The organism is Adhaeribacter terrigena (assembly GCF_016623615.1).
Lineage (GTDB): Bacteria > Bacteroidota > Bacteroidia > Cytophagales > Hymenobacteraceae > Adhaeribacter_A > Adhaeribacter_A terrigena.
This window is the reverse complement of sequence record NZ_JAEHFX010000008.1, coordinates 1-25,617: the sequence shown is the minus strand read 5'-3', so window position 1 is coordinate 25,617 and position 25,617 is coordinate 1. Positions and strand designations below refer to the sequence as shown.

Below are 25,617 nucleotides of genomic sequence, written 5' to 3'. Positions count from 1 at the left end.
CTGCTTGTTTAATTATCGTCTTGGCCGTCCGCCGCCACCGCTTGGCTGGCTGGAACCAGGTGAACTGCTCCGGCTAGGCGCCTGATAAGAACCGCTGTTGTCGCTGCTGCGCGCCGGACGGCTGTTTTCATAAACCGGGGCGCTGCGTTGCGGCGCTGACTGGTAGGTTGGTTGCGATTGCGGCTGCGATTGCATACGACGCTGTTCCCGACGGCTCGGTTGCTCTATCTGAACCGGTTGCGATGGTTGTGATCTGGATGGCGTTACTTCCTGCGTTGGCACTCTATCGGCAGGCACTCTGCCTCCCGGGCTTGCCTGCGCAGGAACGGTGGCATTATCACGGGCCGGACGGCTGTACTCTACACCTGGCTGGGCATTGTTCTGGAACTGGTAATTTTCCGGCTGAATATTCTGCGTTTCGCGCCCCCCCGGACGTGCATTTTGCGCCGGACGGCCCTGCTGTTCGCGGCCATTTTGGGGAGTATTATTATTAACCGGCTGACCTGCCCGGCCCGGAGTAGAGGTTCCCGGTTGGGAAATCCGGTTCGGACGGCTGCCCGGAATTACGGTACCAGTATTCGGGTTAGCATCTGCCACCCGGCCACCCGGCACCGAAGGACGACCGGTTGCATTATTTACCGGCGCATTACCCGGCACATTGCTGCGGTTGGTACGCGGCGCGTAATTTACCCGGTGGCGGTTGTAACCATAGCCATAGCCACCGCCACCCGCATAATATCCGTCATAAAATCCCTGGTAGTATCCACCGTAACCACCCCGGTAACCATAACCGTAATAATCGTAAGGGCTATAACCGTAACCGTAAGGCCGGTAGCCATAGCCATAGCCATAACCAATGCCAAAGCTGATGGTCAGACCACGCGAAGGATAGCAATACGGATACCAGAACGGATCATACAGATTGTAGCAATACGCCGCAGAATAACCAAAAGGCGAATAGAACGGATCGTAAAAAGGATCGGCGCTGTAATAATTATAATTCCGGAACCGGCTGCCCGCATAGCTACGGGTAGAATACCGGTCGTTGTCGTAGTAATTATAGTTGTTCGTAATCGAATTCTGACCGCTTCCTGCATCTCCGTATTCCGGATTGGAAACTTCTTCAGAGCCCGATACGCTTTCAGAACCTGTATAAGCCAGCTCCGGCCGCACCGTTCTGTCAGTAGAAGCATAATACAGATCGTCGTTTTCGGAGGACTGCAGCGCCGTGGTGCTGGTACAGCTAAAAGCCAACCCGGCCAACAGCGGCAACAAAGCAGTAGTAATTATATTTTTCATAATTTTATATTTTTAAACGGTATAGCCGGAAGCACGAAAATGCACTAAGCATTAAACACGGCCGGTTTACTGGTTAATACAGTTTTATTAACGTATTTTTGGGCCGAAATGATATTCCCATTTCTGTAATATTCTGTAATATATAACGCAAAATCCATACCGGAAAATAACTATTCCCGGATTGGCATTGCCTTTAACAAAGATACTGAATTATGAGCAAAGCTTTACCGAAAAGAAGTGAAGATTATTCACTCTGGTACAATGAGTTAGTGAAGCGTGCCGGCCTGGCCGAAAACTCCGGCGTACGGGGCTGTATGGTTATTAAACCTTATGGTTTTGCCATCTGGGAAAAGATGCAGCGCGTACTCGATGATATGTTCAAAAAGACTGGTCACTCCAACGCATATTTCCCGCTTTTCATCCCGAAAAGCATGTTCGAGGCGGAAGAAAAAAACGCCGAAGGCTTTGCTAAAGAATGCGCCGTGGTAACCCATTACCGCCTGCAGACCGATCCGGAAAATGCCGGCAAATTACGCGTAGATCCGGAAGCCAAACTGGAAGAAGAACTCGTAGTACGACCTACTTCCGAAGCCATTATCTGGAGCACTTACAAAGGCTGGATCCAGAGTTACCGCGATCTTCCTTTGCTCATTAACCAGTGGGCTAACGTAGTGCGTTGGGAAATGCGTACCCGTTTATTTTTACGCACCGCCGAATTCTTATGGCAGGAAGGCCACACGGCTCACGCCACCGCCGAAGAAGCCGTAGCCGAAACCGTACAAATGCTGAACGTATACGCCGATTTCGCCGAAAATTTCCTAGCATTACCGGTGGTAAAAGGCGTAAAAACTCCCAACGAACGTTTTGCAGGCGCTTTAGACACGTATTGCATAGAAGGTTTGATGCAGGATGGTAAAGCCCTGCAGGCCGGAACGTCGCACTTTTTAGGGCAGAATTTCGCGCAGGCTTTCGATGTAAAATTTACCAACAAAGAAGGCAAACAGGAATACGTTTGGGGTACCAGCTGGGGCGTAAGTACGCGTTTGATGGGTGCCTTGGTTATGGCGCACTCCGACGATGAAGGTTTGGTTTTACCTCCGAAATTAGCCCCGATCCAGGTAGTTTTTGTGCCGATCTTCCGCAAAGACGAAGAACTGGCGCAGATCTCCGAAACGGTAGGCAAACTGAAGGAAAAACTCGAAGCCAAAGGCATTTCCGTAAAATACGACGACCGCGACACTGAACGCCCGGGCTTTAAATTTGCCGAATGGGAACTGAAAGGCGTTCCGGTGCGCGTAGCCATTGGCCCGCGCGACCTGGAAAACGGCACCGCCGAAGTGGCCCGCCGCGACACCAAAGAAAAGCAAAGCATGCAGCTCGAAGGCCTGGAAAACACCATCGAAAACCTGCTCAACGACATCCAGGAAAACATCTACAATAAAGCCCTGCAATTCCGTCAGGAAAACACCGTAAAAGTAGATTCTTACGAAGATTTCAAACGCGTTTTAGACGAGAAACCAGGTTTCGTATTAGCGCACTGGGACGGCACGCCGGAAACCGAAGAACGCATTAAAGAAGAAACCAAAGCAACCATCCGCTGCATTGCCTTAGATACGCCGGAAGAAAACGGCGTGGATATGGTAACCGGCAAACCTTCTTCGCGCCGCGTTTACTTTGCCAGAGCCTATTAGAAAAACGGTAGCATTTTAAGCGGAAAAACTGCTTTATCTAAACCTTCCAGGTCTTGAAAACCTGGAAGGTTTTTTGTTTTCAGGAAAATGCTATGGCTTCAATCATTTATGCCTCTTTCCGAAACTATAACCAAAACTCAGGCCGCCGAAAGGAACAACCGGAAATTTATAAACGGGAGAATCATCCCCGAAAAATAAAGGCGTAAATCCAAGCCGGACTAAATATGGTTTAGCTCTTGGTTGCCACCGGGCACCAATCCTGAGAACCGGAATAAACTCCCAATAATTACCTGAATGCCCATAAGCTTCATTATAGCCCTGTGAATCAGTATAAACGGTGACACCAAAACCAGATTCAAATTTCACAGCTCTTTTCCCTGAGAAAAAAGTAACCTCACCAACAGCAATCATTTGATATTCGAACGTTCCTCCTACTTGTCCAGCTTCAAGTAATAATCCACCTACCCGAGCTGCAACCGTAGTCTCAGAAGCAGGAATCCAGAATAACCTTTCATAATTCAGCGAGCCAAAAACCCCATTGCCTAACAATTCGGCATAAACTGAATTCCTATAAAATTGCGAATTTACAACAGAATCAACTTCAACTTCATGCGCCAAAACCTTTCCGGAAAACGCTATCAAAAACAGGCAAAAAAGTAAAAGTTTCTTTTCCATGCGAAGTCTGGATTATCTGTAGTTTCGGGAATGCTTAAAAGTAAATACTTTATTTCCCCCAACACAAACCAAATTTTATCGAAATCAGACCTCAAGGCAACAACAGGCGCAGCCATAAAAATCTGCAAAACAGGCAATTATTACAAAACACATCAGACTTTTCAGCCCGGTTTAATTTATACATGGAATGAAAAAAACTATGGCAAGGGACAGAAAAAGCATAACAGTTTTCCTCGTTTCTAAACCTGTCTTAAAATATCAGAAAACATGTTACTTCAGATTAAGCCTGAAAACCCGCGCGGAGGATTTCTTTTCCCCTGGAAAATCGTATCTTTAAACAAATCATAGTTTTCGGAATAAAAATGGAATGGATCACGATCGTTTCGCTGCTGGTTTTTGGCATTCTGCTGCTGGTAGTGGAAATTGTACTGGTGCCCGGCACCACGCTGGTTGGGTTAGCCGGCATTATTTTAATGGCTATTGGTATCTGGCTTGGTTTCCGTGACCTGGGGCTGGTTTATGGTTACTGGATGCTCGGCATTTCGGTGCTGCTTACGGCGGGCGCCGTTTATTTCGGGCTGAAAAAACAAACTTGGCAGCGCTTCACCCTCACTACGGTAAACAAAGCACGGGTAAATGAAGATGACCGCCCGGCTGTAGAAGTAGGCGAGGTCGGCAAAGCGCTTTCTGCTTTACGCCCCGCCGGAACCGGATACTTCCACGGCAAAACGTTTGAAGTAACCACCAACGGCGAATTCATTCAAACCGATACTGCGATCCGCATTCTGAAGGTCGAGCCGCATAGAATCGTGGTGGAGCGGGCTATTCAAACGGCCTGATTGTGTAATGGTTGAATGGCTAAATGCCTGAATTGCAGACTGTTTTTTCCACCTAAAGCCATCGTATTTTTTAAGCATTTGGGCTGAATTTATGCGTTATGGGTTGCCGGATTCTGCCTAACTTGTATGCCCCAAAATCGAACGAACAACGAACAACGAACAACGAACAACGAACAACGAACAACGAACAACGAAAATATAAACTATGGATAATCTTTCCCCCGCGTTTCTTATTGCCGGAATTGTCATTCTTTTTCTGGTATTCCTGTACTTTTTCCCGATCAACCTTTGGATCACAGCACTTTTTTCGGGCGTAAAAGTCAACCTGTTCGATCTGGTTTTTATGCGCATCCGGAAAGTGCCGCCGAGCTTAATTGTGAACTCCATGATCACGAGTACCAAAGCCGGCATTCACATTACCAGTTCCGAACTCGAAACGCATTACCTGGCCGGCGGCAACGTGCCAACCGTTATCAAAGCTTTAATTTCCGCCGACAAAGCCAACATTCCGTTAAGTTTTAAACAGGCAACTGCTATCGATTTAGCTGGCCGTAACGTTTTTGAAGCCGTAACCACTTCCGTAAACCCGAAAGTGATCAACACGCCCAATGTGGCCGCAGTTGCGCAGGACGGTATTCAGTTAATTGTTATAGCCCGCGTTACGGTTAGAGCCAATATTGCCCAGTTAGTAGGCGGCGCCGGCGAAGAAACCATTTTAGCGCGCGTTGGCGAAGGCATTGTAACGAGCATCGGTTCGTCTAAATCGCATAAAGAAGTACTCGAAAATCCGGATAAGATCTCGAAACTGGTTTTACAAAAAGGCCTGGATGCGGGCACCGCGTACGAAATTCTGTCTATTGATATTGCTGACGTGGACATCGGAGAAAACATTGGGGCGAAACTGCAGATCGACCAGGCTAACGCCGATTTAAAAGTAGCCGAAGCCCGCGCCGAAGAACGCCGCGCCATGGCCGTAGCTGTGGAGCAGGAAATGCGCGCCGAAACCCAGAAAGCCAAAGCCCTGGTAGTACAAGCCGAAGCCGAAGTGCCAAGAGCCATCGCCGAAGCCTTCCGTTCCGGCAACTTAGGAATTATGGATTACTACAAAATGCGCAACATTCAGGCCGACACCGGCATGCGCGATTCCATTGCCAATCCGGAAGGCGGCTCGGGCAGCACCAAACCGGGCCGCGAAGAAGGCCGCCAGAGCTAAGATCTTTTACAACTTTGAAGGCCCTGCTTTCCCGGATCAGCGCGTATTATCCGTTGCCGGAAACGTCGCTGAAAACGCTATCGGATTCGCTGCAAAAAGTGGAGCTCCCCAAAGGACATTTGCTTTTTAAAGCCGGAAAAACGGACCGGAACCTGTACTTTATTGAAAAAGGAATTGCGCGGGCATTCTGCTTTCAGAATGAGAAAGAAGTCACGTTCTGGTTCGGTTCCGAAGGCGATGCGGTGCTTTCCTTTAACAGTTACATTGCAGGCAAACCCGGCTACGAAAACATTGAATTACTGGAAGCTTCGGTTTTATACAAGATCGAACACGCGGTTTTGCAGCAGTTTTTTGCCACCGATATTGCGCTGGCCAACTGGGGAAGAAAAATGGCTGAACGCGAGCTCGTAAAAACGGAGGAACGCTTTATTTCCCGGCAATTTAAAACGGCTTCGGAACGCTACCACGAACTGATTACAAGAAATCCACAACTGCTGCAGCGCGTGCAACTAGGTCATATTGCTTCGTTTTTAGGCGTTACCCAGGTTACCTTAAGCCGCATCCGGAGCGAAAACAGTTAATTTTTTTAACATTTGTAAAATTTTGTTCCCGGGTTTTAACCGACCTTTGCGATAAACAAAAACAATTACAAAATGGCCTGGTTCATGTTAATTATTGCCGGCTTGTTCGAAGTAGGCTTTACCACCTGCCTGAGCAAAGCCAAAGAAACTTCCGGTACCGAATCTATCCTCTGGATCGTTGGTTTTTTCGTTTCGCTTACGGCCAGTATGTTCCTGCTTTATAAAGCCACGCAAACCCTGCCCATGGGCACCGCTTACGCCGTCTGGACCGGAATTGGCGCCGTAGGAACGGTTTTAATGGGCATTATTTTCTTTAAAGAACCGGTTTTCTTTTGGCGCATGTTCTTCATTTTCCTGCTCATCGGTTCCATCATTGGTTTGAAATTCGTTTCTTCCAGCGAGTAGTTTTTAGCCGGAAAACGGTAGCGTTTCATAGCAAAAAAGTCTGAAATGGGTTTGCCTTTCATCCTTCATCTTTCTTCCTTCCTCTAAAATATGCCTGTAGAAATAGAACGCAAATTCCTGGTAGACAAAACACTATGGCAAAAACTCGAAAAACCCGAAGCCAACTTCTTCCGCCAGGGCTACCTGCACACCGATCCTGAAAAAACCATCCGGGTGCGCGTTACCAATACTTCCGGCTATATCACCATAAAAGGCGCGACTACGGGTGCGAGCCGTTTGGAATACGAATATGAGATTCCGAAAACCGAAGCGACCGAATTGCTCGATCAGTTTGCAGAAACCAGCTTAATCAAAAACCGTTACATCCTTATTTTCGAAGGCAAAACCTGGGAAGTAGACGAATTCCTGGCCGAAAATGAAGGTTTGCTCGTTGCAGAAATTGAACTGGAAAGCGAAGATGAAAAATTTGAGAAACCGGATTGGGTAACGGAAGAAGTAACCGGTCAGAAAAAATATTATAATGCGCAGCTGGCGGTAAACCCGTATAAAAACTGGTAAATTGCCGCTTTAAATTTTGCCTGCATGAAAGATTACAAGAAATACTACATTATTCCGGCCGAGCCCGAAGAAGTTTATTCGGCGCTTACCAACCCCAACGAACTCGAAATCTGGACCGGCGATCCGGCGGAAATGAGCACCGAACCCGGCTCCGAATTTTCGCTCTGGGATGGCAGCATTGCGGGCAAGAACCTGGAATTTGAGGCCGGTAAAAAAATTGTGCAGGAATGGTATTTCGGCGAACAGGAAGAACCTTCTATCGTAACTATAAAGCTGCACCCCCACAAATACGGCACTTCGGCAGAATTGCGCCACACCAATATTCCCGACGAAGCCTTTCAGGATATTTCCGAAGGCTGGGATGAAAGTTATTTCGGCGCCTTAATTGGTTTCTACGAAGGTTAAAAAACGGTAGGCTTTCGGGCATAAAAAGTCTGAAGACCGCAAAAAATTAAGAGATGGAAACGCAACCCAATAACCCGCTGCACGGCAAAACCCTGGAAAACGTGATCAGCGAACTGGTAGGCTTTTACGGCTGGAAAATGCTGGGCAACATGATCAACATCCGCTGCTTCACCCACGATCCGAGCATAAAATCGAGCCTGAAATTTCTGCGCGCTACGCCCTGGGCCCGCAAGCAGGTAGAAGACCTGTACGTGCATTACGTAACGAACAAAAAGAAATAATTGCACCGCATTTTCAAGTCCGGAACGGTAGCATTTTTAAAGTAAAAAGTAAGGCCTGCATTTCTGAAATGCAGGCCTTACTTTTTACTTTAAACCGATATTGGAGAAACACCTAAATGGGGCTTTCCTACTTTTTCAGGATGGTAAATTCTACGCGGCGGTTCATGCGGCGGGTTTCTTCTTTCACGTTACTGGCTACCGGCCGGCTATCGCCGAAGCCTACGGTTTCGATGCGTTTCTTTTCGATGCCTTTATCTACCAGGTATTTCCTTACGGCATTAACGCGGTCTATCGAAAGCTGCATATTCAGTTTGGAATCACCCTGGTTATCGGTGTGGCCTTCCAGGCGAATGGTTACAGCCGGGTTATCTTTCATGATCTTTACCAGGCGGTTGAGTTCTGAATAAGAGCTTTCGCGCAGGAAAGAACGGCTTTGGGCAAAGAAAATATTGTTCAGCGTAATTTTAGCCCCAACTTCGAACGGCACCAAATAGAGGTCGCGGTTAATTTCAGTGTATTTGGTGGTTTCGGTAGCGTCTATGTTTTCGTTTACGGCAATGTAACCTTCGGCCTCGGCCATATAACCATAACTCGTGCCGGAAGGCAATACGATGGTGTAAGAACCGTCTACGGGGTTGGTTTGCGCCACGCCTAATTCCTCGCCGGTTACCAGGCTTTCGTACACGATCTTGGCTTCGAGCGGCTTTTGAGTTTTCGCGTCCAGCACTTTTCCGGTTACCAGAATTACCGGCTCGGGCTTGAACTGCGAAACCAGTTTAATTTTAAAAATATCTTCGGAATTTCCAGTACCGTTACGCGTGGAAACCAGGTAAGCATAATCGCCGGCGGCCGCCACGGTATAATAAGCATCCCAGTCTTTGGAATTGATATTCGGCCCCAGATTGAGCGGCGTGCTCCAGTTTTGCCAGGTATCGTCGAGGCGCTTGGAGTAAAAAATATCGCTTTTACCGTAGCCTTTATGCCCATCCGAAGCAAAGAATAAAGTCTTGCCATCGGCGGCCAGAAAAGGCGCAAATTCCGATTTTCTGGTATTAATAGTTTTGCCCAGGTTCAAAGGCTTGCTCCAAACCCCGAATTTCTGCAGAAAACTCACAAACAGGTCCTGCCCGCCTACGCCATCGTTGCGGGTTACGGCCATGAGCAGGGTTTTGCCCGAGTTAGCCAGGAAGTAATCTACATTTTCGTTCGATTTATTGTAGTAATTCAGAATATTCAGCTTCACGGGCAAACTCCACCCGGTTTTGGTACGCGTACTGATCGAAGCGCCTTCCGGGCTGATCGTGCCGTCGGGATTATAAGTATTGATGAGCAGCAAGGTGTTGCCGTCGGCGGAAACCGAAGTTACCCCGTTGTTGCCGCTGTTGTTGATCGGGCTGCCTAAGTTCCGGGCCGGGCCCCAGGTTTGTTCTTTCGGATCTGTTACCGGCGAATACCATACATCCTGGCCATCGCTGGTACCCCCCGTGTTTTTGGGGTGATTCTGGCGGGCAAAGAAAAGCGTTTTACCATCGGAAGAAATTACCGGGCGCGTTTCGGTGTACATGGAATTTACGGTTTCGCCAATGTTTTCCATTACCGTATCGAAGGCAATTTCCTGCTTTCCTTTCAGTTCCTTTTTCACGAAAGATTCTTCGGTATCGGCAATACCAATGGCATCTATCTGATTTACGCCGCCCACCGCGGCCGTATTCATGGTAACGCGAACGCCAATGGTGCGGTATTTGGCGGCCGGAAAAGCAACCGAAAGCACGCGATGCCTCACCGATAGCGGCCCGGGTTTATTGTTGGTATACACTTCGTGCGGTTTGCCGCCGGTATCTATCAGCTCAATTTTGGTTACTGTGCCGGGGTTGGCATTTTCTACCACCGAAACCTGGCGCGCCACCAACGATTTTACAAACCGGATCTCGATGAATTCCTCTTTTTCGTCGTCTTTTTTCGGGCTCCATGCCTGGCTGTTCGGTTCGCCCAAAGGCAGTGCATTCGGTTCGCCTAACACCTGGTCGGGGGCAAAAGGATCTTTACCGGTTGCGCGCTGCGACGAAACTTTATGCACTTTCCAGGCCCATACGTATTTCTGGGCCGAAGCAACGTGCGCTGCCAAAAGCAGAATTATTGCTACAAGTAATTTTTTAGGCATAAATCAGGAGTTCAGGTATAAAATTGCACAGTTTCAAGACACAGATGCCCAGGAGCAGGTTCCAAAATTTGTGTTAAATCTTCGGTTTTAAATTTGCACGCTTTACCGCAAAAAACAAAGACGATAGCTGAATATTTACGCTATTCCACAAATTAATCCAGCAACTCTTGTTGCTTTATTTAAAATGAGAAGACAAGCGTTTTAAAAATCTGGTTGCCTGAGGCCGGAAAATTTATCCGGAGCAAGAGCAGTTTTTGGATGTTTTCTGATAGCGTTTTACCGGGACTTAAGAAAAAAGGCGAACGGATTTTAGTTTTCGGCTCCGAAAGCATAGCGTTTTTCAAACCAAACTACTTCCTCACGTGCACCCGGTTACAATTCCGGCTTTTAACGCCCTAACTAAGGAGATTTGCAGCCTTGAGGCAGAATCAGTAATTTAGGAAAATTGTTTTTTGCCGTGTCCAGACTGTTTGCCTTTGTATTTCTGCTTTTTCTGGCTCCGGCTCTAAAAGCGGCTATTCCGGACAGCACGGCCGTTTACGAGATGAAAGCGGTTCGGATTGGCATTAACACGTTTTCCTTCCGGAATTTTTTGGCCGGGGCCGACAGCGTAAATAAAAAGCACCTGTTGCGTTATTATCTCGGTCAGGATCATGTTTATAATACTGCTTTAGCCGAAAACCCTTTTACCCGCGAAGATTACCTGGCCAACGTAATGCATAGCTGGAATTTCCGGAAGAACTGGGCTTTGGAAGAACAAGTGTTTTACCAGAACAACCGCGCCAGCCAGACCGAGGTAGCCAGCTTTACCGAACATGTTCGGTTTTTGCTTAAGCCCCTGCCCGACTGGCAAATGCAATACAGCGTTTTTGCCGGTTTACGCCGCGATTCCCGCAGCCGGCGCAGCGATACCGGTCCGGAATATGGCGGCAGTTTACTGGCCGGCTGGTCGCAGCCCGCAGACCTGGAATCGGCTTCCGGAAATATTTTTTTCAGCCGCGCCAGCCTTTTGCCCCGCACGTTTCAGCGCTTAATTGCCGATGCCCGTTACGATAAGCAGTTCAGTACTTTTGCCGCCATTGGTTTACGCGGCGAATACCGCCAGAACCGCACCGAAGATTATACCGGCAACAACGTGCAGCGCATCCAGAGCGATACGGTGGCCCTTTATTTTACCGGCACCTACAACATCACCAGCGCGCTGGCTTTCCGGAGCTCCAACCGCCTGGCTTTGCCCAAACGCACATTTTCTTACCAGCCTTTAACCGAAAACACGACTCCCCTTGCCGATTCCCGGTACGACCAGTTTGAGCTGGAAACGCTTCAGGAAATGCTTTACCAGACCCAGAAACTGCGCGGAAATCTGCAATTAGGCTACCGGGAAAGAAACCGCCGCTACGCCACTTCCAAAGATCTTTTAAAAGATCTGCTGCAAAATACCACTTCATGGGGCGCGGGCCTTACCTGGTTATTCACCGAAAAGCATAGCGTTTCTACCCAGAATCAGGGCGAACTTTTGCGGGTAAATACGCCCAGCGAAGAAAACAACGAGGACCGCGACGAAGTTTTCTACGAAAGCCGCTTGCAATTTACTTCCCGCTGGCGCCCGAATTTCCGGACGAACTTTGGTTTGGTGGGCGCCTACAAGCAATACGTTTTTATAAAAGCCGCGCAAAGTGCCGAAAACTATACCGAACGCAGCCTTTTTTACGAACCGGGTTTTGTGTGGGCGCCGGGCAAATTCAGCTGGGATGCGCAGATGCAGTTACAGGCCAATTACCAGGTGCGCAGCTTAACTTCCGAACAACTGAAAAACCGCGCCAACCGCACCTTTAACCAAACGCATTTATTCCGCTACGATATTACCCCAAAACTGGCCTTGCAACTGGAATATTACCGCCGCGAAAACCGCCTGGGGCTTTTGAACTGGGAACGTTTTTCAGAAAGCCCTCTGGATACTACCATAAGCAATACGCTGGCTTTGTTTGCTAAAAAAGCGGTTTCGGGCAGAAAAATGCACAGTAGTTTCCGGGGTGGTTACCGGTATTTTGAGCAGCGCATTCGTAGCAAAGCAGGTTTAAGCATTCCGGGAGAAACGCCGGCGCTTATTTATCTGCACCAGGTTACGCGCCAGCATGGTCCGGAAATTAGTTACGAAGGTCGTACGCACAAAAACATGCGGGTTTATGCCAGCTTATGGCTGCAGCGCCTGCATACTTTCAAAACCTACCGCACCGCCGATATTCCGTATTTAGGCAGCACCTTTACCCCCGAAGAACTCGCTGCAGATCAAAAGAACTGGTACCCGTATTTTGATGTTTCCGTGCACTGGCCTTTACGCTTTTCGCGGTATGGGAAATAATGTGTTAATGGATTAATGTGCTAATGTGGAAATTAGTAAATGACTTTTAAAGCTTGAAAGAATAGCGTTTTGGGATCGCGTTTTTAAACCTGACAGGTCTTTAAAGCTTGTGAGGTTCTTGCTTCCGGTTCAGACTTTTTCCTGTAAAAACCCAACCGTTTTTAAGCAAAAAAAAGGGGCTTCCGTTTCCGGAACCCCCTTTTTTTATCAGCAAATGTTTAGATCAGCTAACAATCAGATCATTAGCACATTTTCACATTAAAAAATCAGCACATTAGTTAAGCTGCTTTTAACGTAATAGTGCGCTCTACGGTGTTGTACGGGCCCGGAATTACGTTACCGGCATTATCCAGCAGTTCGAGTTTGATCTTGTTTTCGCCCATTGGCAGGCCTTCGATGGTGTATGGCAACCAGCGGTTCAGCATAAATTCGGTGCCGTTAATGGTAGCGCGTACTTTATTGCCTTCCGGCGAAAGATCGGTGTTTACCAGGTAGAAATCGAGCATAACCTTTTTGGTGTCGTTGCCAACGTATTCGCCTTTCGGGCGGCTGTAGAACATGTGCTGCGCATTTAAATCGAAGGTATTGGCTTCTTTAGGCTTGCCTATCGAGAAAGTACGCAGGTCGTAAGCCGATTTGTGCTTCAGGCTTTCGTGGTAAGAACGCGATAAAAACGACAACACCACGTGGTTTCCGGCTTTTACATCTTTCGTAAATTTGGTTTCGTAGTGCGCCGTGTAAGGCTCGTTGTCAACAATATTATGAATGTGCTGCCCTTGCATGGAATTGGCCATTTCTTTGGAATGATCGTGGCCGGTCATGTCGGTAAGCTTAAAATTGGTTATTTCGTACTGAAAATTAACCGCGCTGCTTGGCAGCGAAGCCCCGGTAACGGGTTCTACCAATCTAATGGCTGCTTCAGCCATTTTCGGCGAATCATCGAAGGAATAAACTCTCAGGCCGTTCTTTTCCATCACCTCGTTGGCGGGTTGCTGTGCTACCGTTTGGGTGCCGTTTGGAGTAGTAGTGGTTTCGTTAGTAGTTTGCTTGGTTGTATCGCAGGCAGAAAAGGCCAGCATAAACGACCCGGCAAGGAATAAGGAATAATGTTTCTTCATAGTTTTTTTAGTTAAAGGAGTACCGTTTGGGCTCTCAAGTTATGAAATTTTTATTTACCTTGCGAGGTACGACAATTTATGTTTTAAAGATTACTAATATTTACCATGAGCGAGAAATTATTAGATAAAATACCATCGCTGGATCTTGCCGATTTCCTTTCCGGAGACCCGGCTCGTAAGCAGAAATTTGTAGAGGAACTCGGAGCGGCTTACAATAATATTGGCTTTATTGCTTTACGCAATCATGGTCTTTCCGATGATCTTTCAAACCGTCTGTACGCTTCCACCAAAAAATTCTTCGACCTGCCCGACGATGTAAAGCAAAAATACGAGAACCCGGCTTTAGCGGGTCAACGCGGCTACGTAGGCAAAGGCAAGGAACACGCCAAAGGCCGCAATACCGGCGATCTGAAAGAATTCTACCACGTAGGCCAGGAGCTTAGCGCAGAAGAGCTGAAAAAAGAAGATTACCCGGCCAATATCTGGCCTGCCGAAGTTCCGGAATTTAAAGAAACCACCCTGGCGGCTTATAAAGCGCTGGAAAACGCCGGTAAAGAAATTCTGCGCGCCCTGGCCATTTATTTAGGCCTGGATGAAAATTATTTCGACGATAAAGTTTACCACGGCAACAGCATTCTGCGCCCGATCCATTACTTCCCGATCGAAAATCCGGACAGCGTGCCGGCCGATGCTGTTCGCGCCGCCGAACACGGCGACATTAACCTGATCACGCTGCTGATGGGCGCTTCGGCCGATGGTTTGCAGGTATTGCGCCGCGATGGCAAATGGATCCCGATCACGGCGCTGCCGGAGCAGATTGTGGTGAACGTAGGCGATATGCTGGCGCGTTTAACCAACAACAAACTTAAATCTACCATTCACCGCGTAGTAAATCCGCCGCGCGAACTGATGCACACGTCGCGTTATTCTATTCCGTTCTTTATGCACCCGCGTTCCGAAATGGACCTGACCTGCCTGGAAAGCTGCATCGACGAGCAAAACCCAAAAGCATATCCGGATGCCACCGCCGGCGAATACTTAACCGAGCGCTTAATTGAACTTGGATTATTGAAGAAATAACTGTATTCTTAAAGTAGAAATCCTGGGGACACCAAATCAGGGTTTCTACTTTTTTCAGTAAATACCCTACCGTTTTTCGGGCTTTTTCAAACACTGACTAACCAACGTAGTTTTTGAGCCTTCGCCACTATATTTTTCTGAAGGATGTACTGATCCTGGCGCTTACTGCTTTTGGCGGCCCGCAGGCGCATGTGGCTATGATGTTCAAATTGCTGGTCGAAAAACGGCGTTACCTCACCGAAAAAGAACTCGTTGAACTCAACGCCCTTTGCCAGATCCTGCCTGGCCCCAGTTCCACCCAAACCCTTACGGCAATCGGTTTCCGTTTAGGCGGCCCGAACCTGGCTTACCTTACTTTACTGGTCTGGATCATTCCGGCTTTTATTTTTATGACCCTGGCGGCATTGGCGGTAACGTTTCTGCAGAACCGTAATATTTCGCTGCACTTTACCCGTTATATTCAACCCATTGCGGTTGGTTTTGTGGCTTTTGCCGCTTATAAGATCAGCACCAAAGTTATTGAAAGCAAAACCGGCATCGGGCTGATGGTTATTTCTGCCATTCTCTCCTATTTCTTTCGTTCGCCCTGGGTTTTTCCGGTGCTGCTATTGGCGGGTGGCGCCGTTACGGCCATTCGTTTCAAAAATCATCCGCTGGAACCCGATAAAAAGCTGAAAATAGAATGGAGCAACTTTATTCTTTTTGTGGCGGTGCTGGTTACGGCGGCCGTTTTGGGTAGCATAACCAAGTGGCGGGCCATCTTACTTTTCGAGAACTTTTACCGGAACGGCACCCTGGTTTTTGGGGGCGGACAGGTGCTTATCCCGCTGCTTTTTACGGAATTTGTAGAGTTCAAACAGTATTTAACTTCCGAAGAATTTCTTTCGGGCTACGCGTTTTTACAAGCTTTGCCGGGCCCCGTTTTCGCTTTTACGCCTTACATCGGCGCTTTAGCCATGCGCGATTATGGCGTAGGCGGACAGATTTTAGGTTCGATCGCGGGCACGGCCGGCATTTTTCTTCCCGGTACGTTCTTTATCTTCTTCGTGATCCGCTTTTGGAACGAACTGAAAAAATACCGCGTAGTAAAAGCCTCGCTGGAAGGAATAAATGCGGTAAGTTCCGGAATGGTTTGTGCGGCCGCGATTTTACTTTTTCACCCAATAGAAACGAACTGGCTGAACATCAGCATTGTGGTTATCACGTTCGCGGTACTCCTCTGGACGAAAGTTCCGCCGCCATTCCTGATCATTCTGGGTTTATTGCTGGGTTTGTTCATTCCATAAACGGCAATTTTATTACCGAAAACCATAGCATTTTATAATCTTACTTCCAGGCTTAAAAACCATAGCATTTACAAATGCTTTCCGTGTAGCATTTACTTCTGAAACCGATGATTTTTTCAAACAAAAAAACCCGCAACCATTAATGCTGCGGGTTTTTCTGTTAAAAAGGATACCGTTTTTAGGCGCTGAAAACTTTCTCTTCGGCCAGATTCAGTAAATATTGGCCATAGCCGCTTTTCGTTAATGGTCTGGCAATTTCCTGTAGTTCATCGGTAGAAATAAAACCCATCCGCCAGGCAATCTCTTCTATGCAACCCACTTTCAGACCCTGACGCTCTTCAATGATCTGCACAAAATTTCCGGCCTGCATCAAAGAATCGAACGTACCGGTATCGAGCCAGGCCGTGCCACGCCCCAGGATGCCTACCTTAAGTTTTCCCCGGCGCAGGTATTCTTTATTTACGTCGGTAATCTCGTATTCACCACGCGGGCTTGGCTCCAGATTTTTGGCAATTTCTACCACCTCGTTATCGTAGAAATACAAGCCCGGCACCGCATAATTTGATTTTGGGTTGGCCGGTTTTTCTTCAATGGAAAGCACATTCTTTTTTTCATCGAAGCCTACTACGCCATAACGCTCCGGGTCATGCACATGATAGGCATACACCACGCCGCCATCCGGATCATTGTTGCTTTGCAGGAGCTCAGCCAGGCCACTTCCGTAGAAAATATTATCGCCTAAAACCAAGGCCACTTTATCGTTCCCGATAAACTCTTCACCAATTACAAACGCCTGCGCCAGTCCGTTCGGCACTTCCTGAATGGCATAGGTAAATTCACAGCCCAGATTCTTACCATCGCCAAGCAGCTTTTTAAACATCGGCATATCGTGCGGCGTGCTGATGATCAGAATTTCGCGGATACCGGCCATCATAAGAATAGACAGCGGATAATAGATCATCGGCTTATCGTAAACCGGCATTAACTGCTTGCTTACGGCTAAGGTTAAGGGGTGCAAACGGGTGCCGGAACCGCCGGCCAGGATTATGCCTTTCATTTTCTTCTAATTGTTTAATTGTTGCATTGTTAAATGGTTGACATTTCTGAGAAAGGTGATCAACAATTTAATAATTAAGCCATTTAGCAATTTGATCTAGTTATAAATAAATTCCTGGTTGTTCAGGAACCATTGATACGTCTTTTGCAGACCTTCCCGGATGCGTACCTGCGGATTGTAGTCAAGCAGATTTTTTGCTTTGGAGATATCGGCTAAGCTGTCGCGGATGTCGCCGGCGCGGTCGGGGCCGTAAATTGGTTCGATATCAGTTTTGGCTTCTTCTTTGAGGATGTTGAACAGGTCGTTGAGCGAAGTTCTGTCGCCAACGGCAATGTTGTAAACCTGGTTTATTGCTTCCGGTTCTACTACTAAAGCCGCTTTAATATTGGCCTGCACGCAATTTTCTACGAAAGTAAAATCGCGGGTCTGCCCACCGTCGCCGTTCATTTTAGGGGGCTGGTTTTTCATTACCGCATCTATAAACAACGGAATTACTGCCGCATACGCCCCGTTCGGATCCTGGCGCGGCCCGAAAATATTAAAGTAGCGCAGCCCGATTATTTCCATGCCGTAGGTTTTTCCGAAAACATCGGCGTAAAGCTCGTTGGCATATTTGGTAACGGCATAAGGCGAGAGCGGCTTGCCAATTTTATCTTCAACCTTTGGTAATGCCTTGCTGTCGCCATAAGTAGAGGAGGAAGCGGCGTAAACAAAACGCTTTACCTTTTGATCTTTGGCCGCTGTAAGCATATTCACAAACCCGCCAATGTTTACATTATTGGTCGTAATTGGGTCGTTAATGCTGCGCGGAACAGAACCTAAAGCTGCCTGATGCAATACAATATCCATCCCTTCGCAAGCCTGCTGGCAAACTTCCGGATCGCGGATATCTCCTTCCATCAATTCAAAAGCCGGGTTATCCAGGAATTGCTGAATGTTTTTAAAATAGCCGTTAGAATAATTATCGAGCACACGCACCTTTCCGGCATTGTACTTCAGTAAATATTCTACCAGATTGGAGCCGATAAAACCCGCGCCACCGGTTACTAAAAAACGCAGCTTGCCGAGCGGTTCGTTATGGAAAGGATGTTCGTACACTGTTTATTTAATTAGAAATTACGAATTAGAAATTAGAAATTAATTTAATCAGAACGCTGGAAAACGATATGGTTTGGACCTCCAAAAGTCGAAGATTGATTCAACCATTTCTAATTTTGAATTTCTAATTTCTAATTAAACTATCGGTTATATTGTTCTTCGTAGTAATGCTGGTAAGCGCCGGAAGTTACGTGTTTGAGCCACTCCGGGTTTTCTAAGTACCAGTCTACGGTTTTTGCTAAGCCTTCTTCAAACGTTACCGATGGTTTCCAGCCCAATTCGTTCATGATCTTGGAAGAATCGATGGCGTAGCGCAGGTCGTGGCCCGCGCGGTCGGTTACGAAGGTGATCAGTTTCTGGGAAGTACCTTTTTCACGGCCCAGTTTTTCGTCCATAGTATCGCACAGCAAACGGATCAGGTCAATGTTCTTCCATTCGTTTACGCCGCCAATGTTATAAGTTTCGCCCACTTTGCCTTTATGGAAAACCGCATCGATAGCGGTAGCATGATCTTTCACAAATAACCAGTCGCGCACATTTTCGCCTTTGCCGTAAACCGGCACGGGTTTCATGTTCTGAATATTGTTAATTGCCAGCGGAATCAGTTTTTCCGGGAAATGGTTCGGACCGTAGTTGTTCGAGCAATTCGAAACTTTTACCAGAATGCCGTACGTGTCGTAATACGCGCGCACGAAATGGTCGGAACTAGCTTTGGAAGCCGAATAAGGGGAATGCGGATCGTATTTGGTTTCTTCGGTAAACATGCCGGTTTCGCCCAGCGTGCCATACACCTCATCGGTAGAAACGTGGTAGAACAGGTGCTTGCTGTAATTTCCTTTCCAGGTTTCGCGGGCCGCGTTCAACAGGTTGCAGGTACCAATAACGTTCGTTTTTACGAAAGCCATCGGGTCGGTAATAGAGCGGTCTACGTGGCTTTCAGCAGCTAAATGTATTACGGCATCGAACTGGTTTTCCTGAAAAATCTCGTTCATGAAAGCTTCGTCCACGATATCGCCTTTAATAAAGGTGTAGTTCGGCTGATCTTCGATGTCTTTCAGGTTTTCCAAATTCCCGGCGTAGGTTAGTTTATCTAGGTTGAATATCTGGTATTCCGGATATTTGGTAACAAACAAACGTACCACATGTGAACCAATAAAGCCGGCGCCGCCGGTGATCAGGATTTTCATACTTTTTTATGCTATTTCGATACCGTTTCTTTTTCTAAGGCTACTTGCCAGTTCCAGGCACTGCGCAGGGAATCTTCCAGGCTGGTTTCGGTTTTAAAACCAAGTTCACTCGTAGCTTTGGTTACGTCGGCATAGATCTTGGGCACATCGCCTTCACGCCGCGGCCCGATCACGTAATTCAGTTTCCGGCCGGAAGCTTTTTCGAATGCCTGAATTACTTCCAGAACGCTGTTTCCCTCGCCGGTGCCTACGTTATAAACTTCGAGTTTTTCGGCGTTTCCGGATAGCAATTTGTTAATAGCTACCACGTGCGCTTTGGCCAGATCTACTACATGAATATAATCGCGGATGTTAGTTCCGTCCGGGGTATCGTAATCGTTACCGAAAACAGTTAACTTTTCGCGGATGCCGGCAGCAGTTTGGGTAATAAAAGGCACCAAATTATTGGGAACGCCTAGAGGCAATTCGCCGATCTTCGCAGAAGCATGTGCGCCGATCGGGTTGAAATACCGCAGCGCAATCGTTTTGATTTCAGTGCCGCTATCAGCCAAATCAGAAAGAATATCTTCACAAATCTGTTTGGTATTGCCGTATGGTGAATTTGCTTTTTTAACCGGCGTAGCCTCCGTAACCGGAAGTTCATCCGGAATGCCATAAACCGTACAGCTCGACGAGAAAACGAGGTTTTTCACCCTGAATTCTTCCATAACCTGCAGCAGCGCTACCAAAGAACCAACATTATTATGGTAATACTTCAGCGGTTCTTTTACCGATTCGCCAACGGCTTTATAAGCAGCAAAATGAATAACCCCGGCAATGTCTTTTTCCGAAGCAAAAACCTCGCGTAAGGCCTGTGCATCTGTGCAATCAGTCCGGTAGCATTTTACTTCCTGACCCAGAATTTCGGCAATGCCGCGCAATGCGCTTTCCTGCGAATTGGAAAAATTATCGACGATCACCGGCTCGAAACCGGCTTCGGTCAGTTCTACCACGGCGTGGGAACCAATGAAGCCGGCGCCGCCAGTTACCAATATTTTTTTGCTGTTATTCAATCTTATTTTCTCCTTTTATTACAAACTCCAGTACAGCATGCCATTGCTGAATTTATTCCGGTAAATGCCTTTAATATCCATCACCACCGGATTTTCAGTGGTAATAGACTCGAAATATTTTTCGTCTAAATTCAGGTAACTTTTGTGGTTTACGGCTACAATAACGGCGTCGTACTCATTACCTGGTTTTTCTACCAGGCTGAAACCGTATTCATGGTTTAGTTCTTCCGAATCGGCGTGCGGATCTACTACGTCTACGTTCACGCTGAAATCCTTCAGTTCTTTGATCACGTCGGCGACTTTAGAATTGCGGATATCTTCTACGTTCTCTTTGAAAGTAGCGCCCATTACCAGCACCTTAACTTTGGAAATATCTTTGCCTTGCTTTACCATTAACTGAACGGCTTTTTTAGCAATGTAAGCGCCCATATTGTCGTTGGTGGTGCGGCCGCTCAGAATTACTTTGGCATCGTAACCTAGTTCTTTGGCTTTGTAAGTCAGGTAGTAAGGATCTACTCCAATGCAGTGACCGCCTACTAAACCCGGCGAAAATTTCAGGAAGTTCCATTTCGTACCGGCTGCTTCTAAAACTTCGTACGTGTTAATGTTCAGGCGATCGAAAATCAGCGAAAGCTCGTTCATGAGCGCAATATTTACGTCGCGCTGGGTGTTTTCGATGATCTTGGCCGCTTCAGCAACTTTAATAGATGACGCGCGGTGTACGCCAGCCTCTACTACTAATTCATAAGTTTTAGCAATTATATCCGAAGATTCGGCATCGCAACCGGAAACTACTTTTATAATTTTAGTGAGCGTGTGCTCTTTATCGCCGGGGTTGATGCGTTCCGGGGAATAACCCACTTTGAAGTCTTTGTGGAATTTCAGGCCGGATTCCTGTTCTAAAACCGGAATACAATCTTCTTCGGTACAACCCGGATAAACGGTAGATTCATACACTACGTAATCGCCTTTTTTCAGCACTTTGCCTACCGTTTTAGAAGCCGAAAGCAAGGGTTTCAGATCTGGCATGGCGTGCTCATCTATTGGCGTAGGTACGGCTACAATAAAAAACTGCGCTTCGCGAAGCACGTCCAGATTATCGGTAAATGTAATATCGGTTCCTTCAAAAGCAGAGGCTTCCAGTTCGCCGCTCGGATCGATATTATTTTTCATCATCTCCACGCGTTTGGCGTTGATATCGAAACCGATAACCTTTATTTTTTTGGCAAATTCTAAAGCAATGGGCAAGCCAACGTAACCTAAACCGATCACGGCCAGAGTTGCTTCTTTGTTTACTAATTTTTCGTACACAGTTTTATGCTATTTTATTTGTTTCTGATTGTAATTGTGGGATGACTTTTGAGGGCTAAAATCATAGCTTTTTTACTCAAACACACCTTACCAGCGGCCGCAACACTTTAACGGCGAACAAATTTAGAAGAAAATCCTTAAAATTCCTGAATTATTATGTGATGGGAAATTTAACTTTTGGCAGGCAACGCCGCACTTACAAAACGGTCTTTCCCAAATAAATCGCGGCTAATGGACAGACTTTGGTATTTTTGATTCCGAAGCATTTCCAGTAACGGATCGGCAAATTGTTCATTTATTTCGAAATATAATTTCCCGCCGGGCTTGAGCCATTTTTTTCCGACTTCCGCAATGCGTTTGTAATAAAGCAAGGCATCGTTATCGGGTACAAATAAAGCCAGGTGTGGTTCGTGGTCCAATACGTTTCTGCGCATTTTTGGTTTTTCGTTTTCCAAAACGTAAGGCGGGTTACTAACAATTATATCTAAACTGTGCGCCTTTAGCGGTACTTTATCGGAGAATATATCGGCATGAATCCACTGCACTGGCTGGCTGTATTTCAGGGCGTTTTCATGGGCTACTTCCAACGCTTTTTCAGAAATATCCAGACCGTAAACCTGGGTACAATCTAATATTTCGGCCAGGGAAATGGCAATACAGCCGCTGCCGGTTCCAATATCCAAAATATGTAGCTCGGGCAGATGCTGGTTTTCCTTTATGATTAGCCCAACCAGTTCTTCGGTTTCGGGACGCGGAATTAAAACGGCAGGCGTAACTTTCAGCTCCAGATCCATAAAATACGCCACTCCCAATACGTACTGGAGCGGTTCATGATTTAAAAGCCGCTGAACGATCTTCTCGGTTTTTTCTTCGGCTTCATGCGGAACCAGATCGTGGCGCTGCATGCTGAGTTCCAAACGGCTGAGGCCTAAAACATTTCCGGCTACGGCAAAAGCAATTGCCGAAGCTTCGGGTTCTTCATAAATGCTGGCAAGCGTAGTGCGGATATGATTTATGAGTTCCTGCGTTTTTTTCACAGTAATATTTTTAATAAGAAGTATGAAAGATAAAGGTAGAAGGAATTTTAATGATTTGCATGGCCTGGAATCAATTTGCCGTGAGTTTTTAACCTCAAAATCCTAGCCTTTTTTGACCGAATTAGCCTACCCGTTTTTCTTTTCAGCTTCAACTGTTATCTTTCTACTTTCATTCTTTTATTATAAGCAATGACTTCCGCCGACGAACTTTTTATGCAACGGGCTTTGGAACTAGCCGAAAATGGGGCTGGTTTCGTGCGCCCGAATCCCATGGTGGGCTGCGTAATTGTGCACAACAACCAAATAATTGGTGAAGGCTGGCATCAGAAATTTGGCGGGCCCCATGCGGAAGTGAACGCCATAATTTCGGTAAAAGATAAAAATTTGCTGAAAGAAAGTACGGTTTACGTAACCCTGGAGCCTTGTTCGCATTTCGGAAAAACTCCTCCTTGTGCAGATCTGCTCATAAAATACGGCGTGCAGAAGGTGATCATTTGCAACGAGGATCCAAACCCCTTAGTAGCAGGACGCGGCATCATTAAACTCCGGGAGGCTGGAATTGTTGTACAAAGCGGTTTTTTAGCTGAAAAAGGTAGCGTTTTAAACCGGCGGTTCTTTTGTTTTCACCAGAAACAACGCCCTTATATTGTTTTGAAATGGGCAGAAACTGCCGATGGTTTTATTGCGAAAGAAAACTATGAACCAGTGGCCATTTCCGGATCCCTTGCCAAAAACCTGGTCCACAAATGGCGAACTGAAGAAGCAGCAATCTTTGTCGGATCCAATACAGCTAAATTCGATAATCCAAAACTAAGCATCCGCGAATGGTTCGGCCCGCCTCCGGTGCGCCTGGTAATTGATAAAAATTTGAGTTTGTCACCACATTTGCATTTGTTCGATAAAAGCCAGCCGACCATCGTATTAAACTTCCAGCGCGATGAAGTTTTACACGAAAACCTGGAACTTGTACGTTTAGAATTGGAAGCCAATTTTTTAAGTCAAATGCTCTACCATTTACACCAAAAACAAATACAATCAGTATTGGTTGAAGGCGGAACATTTTTATTGAAAGCATTTTTACAGGCCGGAACCTGGGATGAAGCCCGCGTTTTTCGAAGTTCCGAACGTTTAGGAAGCGGAATTCCTGCCCCGGAGCTTTCGCTGCATAAGCTTGCTGAAACCACTTCAATTGGCGAAAACCAGTTGTTTTTGCACCGGAATGTTTAATATTGAATTTCGCTTCTATACTTTAGGGTCAAAAACCTGGGCAAGCGAACACCTGATACACATTTACTTTTAAAAGGGTAGTCTTTTCTGTCTTTAAACTGCTGAAAGCCGTTAGAAGACATAATATCTAAGTAATTCATTTTCACCTTTCTCATTATTACCTTAAATCGTTAGCACATTAAATATCATGGCCGAAACCATTGCTATAAATCCAGGCAGCACAAAAGCTGAAAAATACGAACAACTTTTACCTCAGCTCGAAGCTTTAACTTCCGGCGAAACAGACCTGATCGCGAATCTTTCGAACACGATGGCAGCTTTGAAGGAAGTTTTCGGTTTCTTTTGGGTAGGCGCTTATTTAACTAAAGATAATCAGTTGATTCTAGGGCCATTCCAGGGGCCGGTAGCCTGTACGCGTATTGCTTTTAACCGAGGGGTTTGCGGTGCTGCCTACACGCAGAAAGCCACAATTCTGGTACCAGATGTTGAGGCCTTTCCTGGCCATATTGCCTGCAGCAGCGCTTCTAAATCAGAAATTGTGGTTCCTGTTTTTAAAAACAGTGAAGTAGTAATGGTGTTGGATGTAGACAGCGATCAACTTAATGATTTTGATGAAACGGACAAAGTTTACCTGGAGAAACTAGCTAAGATCATGACTGCCTGGTTTTAATCAAAAACTAAAATTCTAAATTCCTTAAGATGAAAATCATACTCTCTGTATTGTTTCTGATATGTATCCCCAATATTGCAATGAGCCAGAAACACGAATGGTCGGCATTGTATTCCAATAATGGTACGTTACGGGCAGATAGTAGTTTTAAGATTTCGGACAGTCAATTTCAGGTTTGGCAAAGAATTGAGGGAAATGTATGTACCTTGATCAGCTCTAATCTGATGTATCCAAGCATTGCTGAAAGGAACGGCGTAGAAGGAAATGTCATTATTGCTTTTAATTACAAAAAAGGTGTCCTTGATCATATTCGGATAGTTCGGGGTGAATTTGATTTTTTTAATCAATCAGGCCTGGAAAGCATGCAAAAAGCTTCTGCATATATTCTTAGAGAATTCAAATATTGGCAAAATAAAATGCGTGATAATTTTGATGGCACTTATTACGTTGCCATTGATTTCAGCTTAATTCCTTATCAAAAAGCATTAAAAGAAAAGCAGGCAATTCCTGTCATTAAATTATCTCCCGGACCCTTTAGTGGACATGGCCATTAAGGTTTTTAACTTAATCAACTTATAGGCAATTCAGGATTTTAAGAAACTGATTTATTAACAAAAGCGCTATGACTTTCTCAACGAAAAGTCATAGCGCTTTTGTTTGTGACTAATATTAAAATAATAAGAGAGAATAAACACAGTAATTGAATCAGGCGAAATAGTAAGGTCAAAATAACCTCGGAAGTATAAATGATTAATTTAACGGTATTTGATTTGGCTCTGAAACTTAAAGCTTAGCAAATAGTTCATTTCGGTAATACCCAATTCTTTTCTGAACTGAGTAAAAAATTGGAATACTTTAATGCTGTCTTCTACATTAGTAACTCCTATCCTTTTGTAAATGGTATTGCTTAGCATTAAAAACTCCTATCATAAACCCTTGTAAAGCTCCCAAACGCAAAAACCCCAACCTATTTCTAAGTTGGGGTTTTTGGATAAATGGGGTTGGCGGCTACCTACTCTCCCAC

The 25,617-nt window shown here is 46.2% G+C and carries 24 protein-coding genes; 14 read left to right on the top strand and 10 right to left on the bottom strand.

The features are described from left to right. Window positions 1-12: 12 nt before the first annotated feature. Window positions 13-1,299 (bottom strand): hypothetical protein, encoded by a 1,287-nt coding sequence (locus tag I5M27_RS14480; RefSeq protein ID WP_200507041.1) that lies wholly within the window; start codon window positions 1,297-1,299, stop codon window positions 13-15. Between the two features lie 212 nt (window positions 1,300-1,511). On the opposite strand from I5M27_RS14480, the gene proS reads away from it, so the two are divergent. Beyond that, window positions 1,512-2,990 (top strand): proline--tRNA ligase, encoded by a 1,479-nt coding sequence (gene proS, locus I5M27_RS14475; RefSeq protein WP_200507040.1) that lies wholly within the window; start codon window positions 1,512-1,514, stop codon window positions 2,988-2,990. A gap of 102 nt (window positions 2,991-3,092) precedes the next feature. Here the strand turns inward: proS and I5M27_RS14470 are convergent, their stop codons facing one another. Beyond that, on the bottom strand, window positions 3,093-3,665 hold the full coding sequence (locus I5M27_RS14470; protein ID WP_200507039.1) for a hypothetical protein: 573 nt from the start codon (window positions 3,663-3,665) through the stop codon (window positions 3,093-3,095). A gap of 362 nt (window positions 3,666-4,027) precedes the next feature. Between I5M27_RS14470 and I5M27_RS14465 the strand changes: the two genes are divergently transcribed. The 7 genes from I5M27_RS14465 (at window position 4,028) to I5M27_RS14435 (ending at window position 7,947) form a co-directional block, all read left to right on the top strand. Beyond that, window positions 4,028-4,504, top strand: coding sequence for an NfeD family protein (locus I5M27_RS14465; RefSeq protein ID WP_200507038.1), 477 nt, complete (start codon window positions 4,028-4,030; stop codon window positions 4,502-4,504). 205 nt (window positions 4,505-4,709) lie between these two features. Next, window positions 4,710-5,717, top strand: coding sequence for a flotillin-like protein FloA (floA, locus tag I5M27_RS14460; protein WP_200507037.1), 1,008 nt, complete (start codon window positions 4,710-4,712; stop codon window positions 5,715-5,717). 14 nt (window positions 5,718-5,731) lie between these two features. After that, complete coding sequence (locus I5M27_RS14455; protein WP_200507036.1) at window positions 5,732-6,298, top strand: Crp/Fnr family transcriptional regulator; 567 nt, start codon at window positions 5,732-5,734, stop codon at window positions 6,296-6,298. A 72-nt stretch (window positions 6,299-6,370) separates the two neighbouring features. Continuing rightward, entirely contained in the window at window positions 6,371-6,703 is a 333-nt protein-coding gene (locus I5M27_RS14450) for a DMT family transporter (protein ID WP_200507035.1), read from the top strand. Between the two features lie 90 nt (window positions 6,704-6,793). Further along, complete coding sequence (locus I5M27_RS14445; RefSeq protein WP_200507034.1) at window positions 6,794-7,261, top strand: CYTH domain-containing protein; 468 nt, start codon at window positions 6,794-6,796, stop codon at window positions 7,259-7,261. Between the two features lie 24 nt (window positions 7,262-7,285). Then, on the top strand, window positions 7,286-7,666 hold the full coding sequence (locus tag I5M27_RS14440) for an SRPBCC domain-containing protein (protein ID WP_200507033.1): 381 nt from the start codon (window positions 7,286-7,288) through the stop codon (window positions 7,664-7,666). 53 nt (window positions 7,667-7,719) lie between these two features. Continuing rightward, window positions 7,720-7,947 (top strand): VF530 family protein, encoded by a 228-nt coding sequence (locus I5M27_RS14435; RefSeq protein ID WP_200507032.1) that lies wholly within the window; start codon window positions 7,720-7,722, stop codon window positions 7,945-7,947. A 127-nt stretch (window positions 7,948-8,074) separates the two neighbouring features. Here I5M27_RS14435 and I5M27_RS14430 read toward each other — a convergent pair whose 3' ends face one another. After that, window positions 8,075-10,108, bottom strand: coding sequence for an OmpA family protein (locus tag I5M27_RS14430; RefSeq protein WP_200507031.1), 2,034 nt, complete (start codon window positions 10,106-10,108; stop codon window positions 8,075-8,077). 457 nt (window positions 10,109-10,565) lie between these two features. Here I5M27_RS14430 and I5M27_RS14425 point away from each other — a divergent pair, with 457 nt between their 5' ends. Continuing rightward, window positions 10,566-12,470: a hypothetical protein gene (locus tag I5M27_RS14425; RefSeq protein WP_200507030.1), complete on the top strand. Its 1,905-nt coding sequence runs from the start codon at window positions 10,566-10,568 to the stop codon at window positions 12,468-12,470. A gap of 278 nt (window positions 12,471-12,748) precedes the next feature. Here the strand turns inward: I5M27_RS14425 and I5M27_RS14420 are convergent, their stop codons facing one another. Beyond that, the gene (locus I5M27_RS14420; RefSeq protein WP_200507029.1) at window positions 12,749-13,588 is read right to left on the bottom strand and encodes a hypothetical protein; all 840 of its coding nucleotides are present in this window, start codon (window positions 13,586-13,588) and stop codon (window positions 12,749-12,751) included. Window positions 13,589-13,693: 105 nt separating this feature from the next. Between I5M27_RS14420 and I5M27_RS14415 the strand changes: the two genes are divergently transcribed. Next, window positions 13,694-14,668 carry an isopenicillin N synthase family dioxygenase gene (locus tag I5M27_RS14415; protein ID WP_200507028.1) on the top strand — a complete coding sequence of 325 codons (975 nt, stop codon included), beginning with the start codon at window positions 13,694-13,696 and terminating at the stop codon, window positions 14,666-14,668. Window positions 14,669-14,781: 113 nt separating this feature from the next. Then, a complete protein-coding gene (gene chrA / locus I5M27_RS14410) occupies window positions 14,782-15,954 on the top strand; it encodes a chromate efflux transporter (RefSeq protein WP_200507027.1) in 1,173 nt (390 codons plus the stop codon). Window positions 15,955-16,132: 178 nt separating this feature from the next. Here chrA and rfbA read toward each other — a convergent pair whose 3' ends face one another. From rfbA to prmC, 6 genes are all read right to left on the bottom strand, one after another. After that, window positions 16,133-17,011, bottom strand: a complete 879-nt coding sequence (gene rfbA / locus I5M27_RS14405) for a glucose-1-phosphate thymidylyltransferase RfbA (RefSeq protein WP_200507026.1) — start codon at window positions 17,009-17,011, stop codon at window positions 16,133-16,135. 96 nt (window positions 17,012-17,107) lie between these two features. Then, window positions 17,108-18,109 carry an SDR family oxidoreductase gene (locus I5M27_RS14400; protein WP_200507025.1) on the bottom strand — a complete coding sequence of 334 codons (1,002 nt, stop codon included), beginning with the start codon at window positions 18,107-18,109 and terminating at the stop codon, window positions 17,108-17,110. Between the two features lie 140 nt (window positions 18,110-18,249). Continuing rightward, window positions 18,250-19,296: a dTDP-glucose 4,6-dehydratase gene (gene rfbB / locus I5M27_RS14395; protein WP_200507024.1), complete on the bottom strand. Its 1,047-nt coding sequence runs from the start codon at window positions 19,294-19,296 to the stop codon at window positions 18,250-18,252. 11 nt (window positions 19,297-19,307) lie between these two features. Next, window positions 19,308-20,348, bottom strand: coding sequence for a UDP-glucose 4-epimerase GalE (gene galE, locus I5M27_RS14390; RefSeq protein ID WP_200507023.1), 1,041 nt, complete (start codon window positions 20,346-20,348; stop codon window positions 19,308-19,310). Between the two features lie 18 nt (window positions 20,349-20,366). Continuing rightward, complete coding sequence (locus I5M27_RS14385) at window positions 20,367-21,659, bottom strand: nucleotide sugar dehydrogenase (protein WP_200507022.1); 1,293 nt, start codon at window positions 21,657-21,659, stop codon at window positions 20,367-20,369. Window positions 21,660-21,829: 170 nt separating this feature from the next. Beyond that, window positions 21,830-22,696, bottom strand: a complete 867-nt coding sequence (prmC, locus tag I5M27_RS14380) for a peptide chain release factor N(5)-glutamine methyltransferase (protein ID WP_200507021.1) — start codon at window positions 22,694-22,696, stop codon at window positions 21,830-21,832. A gap of 189 nt (window positions 22,697-22,885) precedes the next feature. Between prmC and ribD the strand changes: the two genes are divergently transcribed. From ribD to I5M27_RS14365, 3 genes are all read left to right on the top strand, one after another. Beyond that, window positions 22,886-23,923, top strand: a complete 1,038-nt coding sequence (gene ribD, locus I5M27_RS14375; protein WP_200507020.1) for a bifunctional diaminohydroxyphosphoribosylaminopyrimidine deaminase/5-amino-6-(5-phosphoribosylamino)uracil reductase RibD — start codon at window positions 22,886-22,888, stop codon at window positions 23,921-23,923. Between the two features lie 187 nt (window positions 23,924-24,110). Continuing rightward, on the top strand, window positions 24,111-24,593 hold the full coding sequence (locus I5M27_RS14370; RefSeq protein ID WP_200507019.1) for a GAF domain-containing protein: 483 nt from the start codon (window positions 24,111-24,113) through the stop codon (window positions 24,591-24,593). A gap of 29 nt (window positions 24,594-24,622) precedes the next feature. After that, window positions 24,623-25,147 carry an energy transducer TonB gene (locus tag I5M27_RS14365; protein ID WP_200507018.1) on the top strand — a complete coding sequence of 175 codons (525 nt, stop codon included), beginning with the start codon at window positions 24,623-24,625 and terminating at the stop codon, window positions 25,145-25,147. Window positions 25,148-25,617: the final 470 nt, after the last annotated feature.

Bases quoted from the DNA above. Each gene is read 5' to 3' on its own strand.
- I5M27_RS14480 (WP_200507041.1), bottom strand. From the start codon at position 1,299: ATGAAAAATATAATTACTACTGCTTTGTTGCCGCTGTTGGCCGGGTTG.
- proS (WP_200507040.1), top strand. From the start codon at position 1,512: ATGAGCAAAGCTTTACCGAAAAGAAGTGAAGATTATTCACTCTGGTAC.
- I5M27_RS14470 (WP_200507039.1), bottom strand. From the start codon at position 3,665: ATGGAAAAGAAACTTTTACTTTTTTGCCTGTTTTTGATAGCGTTTTCC.
- I5M27_RS14465 (WP_200507038.1), top strand. From the start codon at position 4,028: ATGGAATGGATCACGATCGTTTCGCTGCTGGTTTTTGGCATTCTGCTG.
- floA (WP_200507037.1), top strand. From the start codon at position 4,710: ATGGATAATCTTTCCCCCGCGTTTCTTATTGCCGGAATTGTCATTCTT.
- I5M27_RS14450 (WP_200507035.1), top strand. From the start codon at position 6,371: ATGGCCTGGTTCATGTTAATTATTGCCGGCTTGTTCGAAGTAGGCTTT.
- I5M27_RS14445 (WP_200507034.1), top strand. From the start codon at position 6,794: ATGCCTGTAGAAATAGAACGCAAATTCCTGGTAGACAAAACACTATGG.
- I5M27_RS14440 (WP_200507033.1), top strand. From the start codon at position 7,286: ATGAAAGATTACAAGAAATACTACATTATTCCGGCCGAGCCCGAAGAA.
- I5M27_RS14435 (WP_200507032.1), top strand. From the start codon at position 7,720: ATGGAAACGCAACCCAATAACCCGCTGCACGGCAAAACCCTGGAAAAC.
- I5M27_RS14430 (WP_200507031.1), bottom strand. From the start codon at position 10,108: ATGCCTAAAAAATTACTTGTAGCAATAATTCTGCTTTTGGCAGCGCAC.
- I5M27_RS14420 (WP_200507029.1), bottom strand. From the start codon at position 13,588: ATGAAGAAACATTATTCCTTATTCCTTGCCGGGTCGTTTATGCTGGCC.
- I5M27_RS14415 (WP_200507028.1), top strand. From the start codon at position 13,694: ATGAGCGAGAAATTATTAGATAAAATACCATCGCTGGATCTTGCCGAT.
- rfbA (WP_200507026.1), bottom strand. From the start codon at position 17,011: ATGAAAGGCATAATCCTGGCCGGCGGTTCCGGCACCCGTTTGCACCCC.
- rfbB (WP_200507024.1), bottom strand. From the start codon at position 19,296: ATGAAAATCCTGATCACCGGCGGCGCCGGCTTTATTGGTTCACATGTG.
- ribD (WP_200507020.1), top strand. From the start codon at position 22,886: ATGACTTCCGCCGACGAACTTTTTATGCAACGGGCTTTGGAACTAGCC.
- I5M27_RS14370 (WP_200507019.1), top strand. From the start codon at position 24,111: ATGGCCGAAACCATTGCTATAAATCCAGGCAGCACAAAAGCTGAAAAA.
- I5M27_RS14365 (WP_200507018.1), top strand. From the start codon at position 24,623: ATGAAAATCATACTCTCTGTATTGTTTCTGATATGTATCCCCAATATT.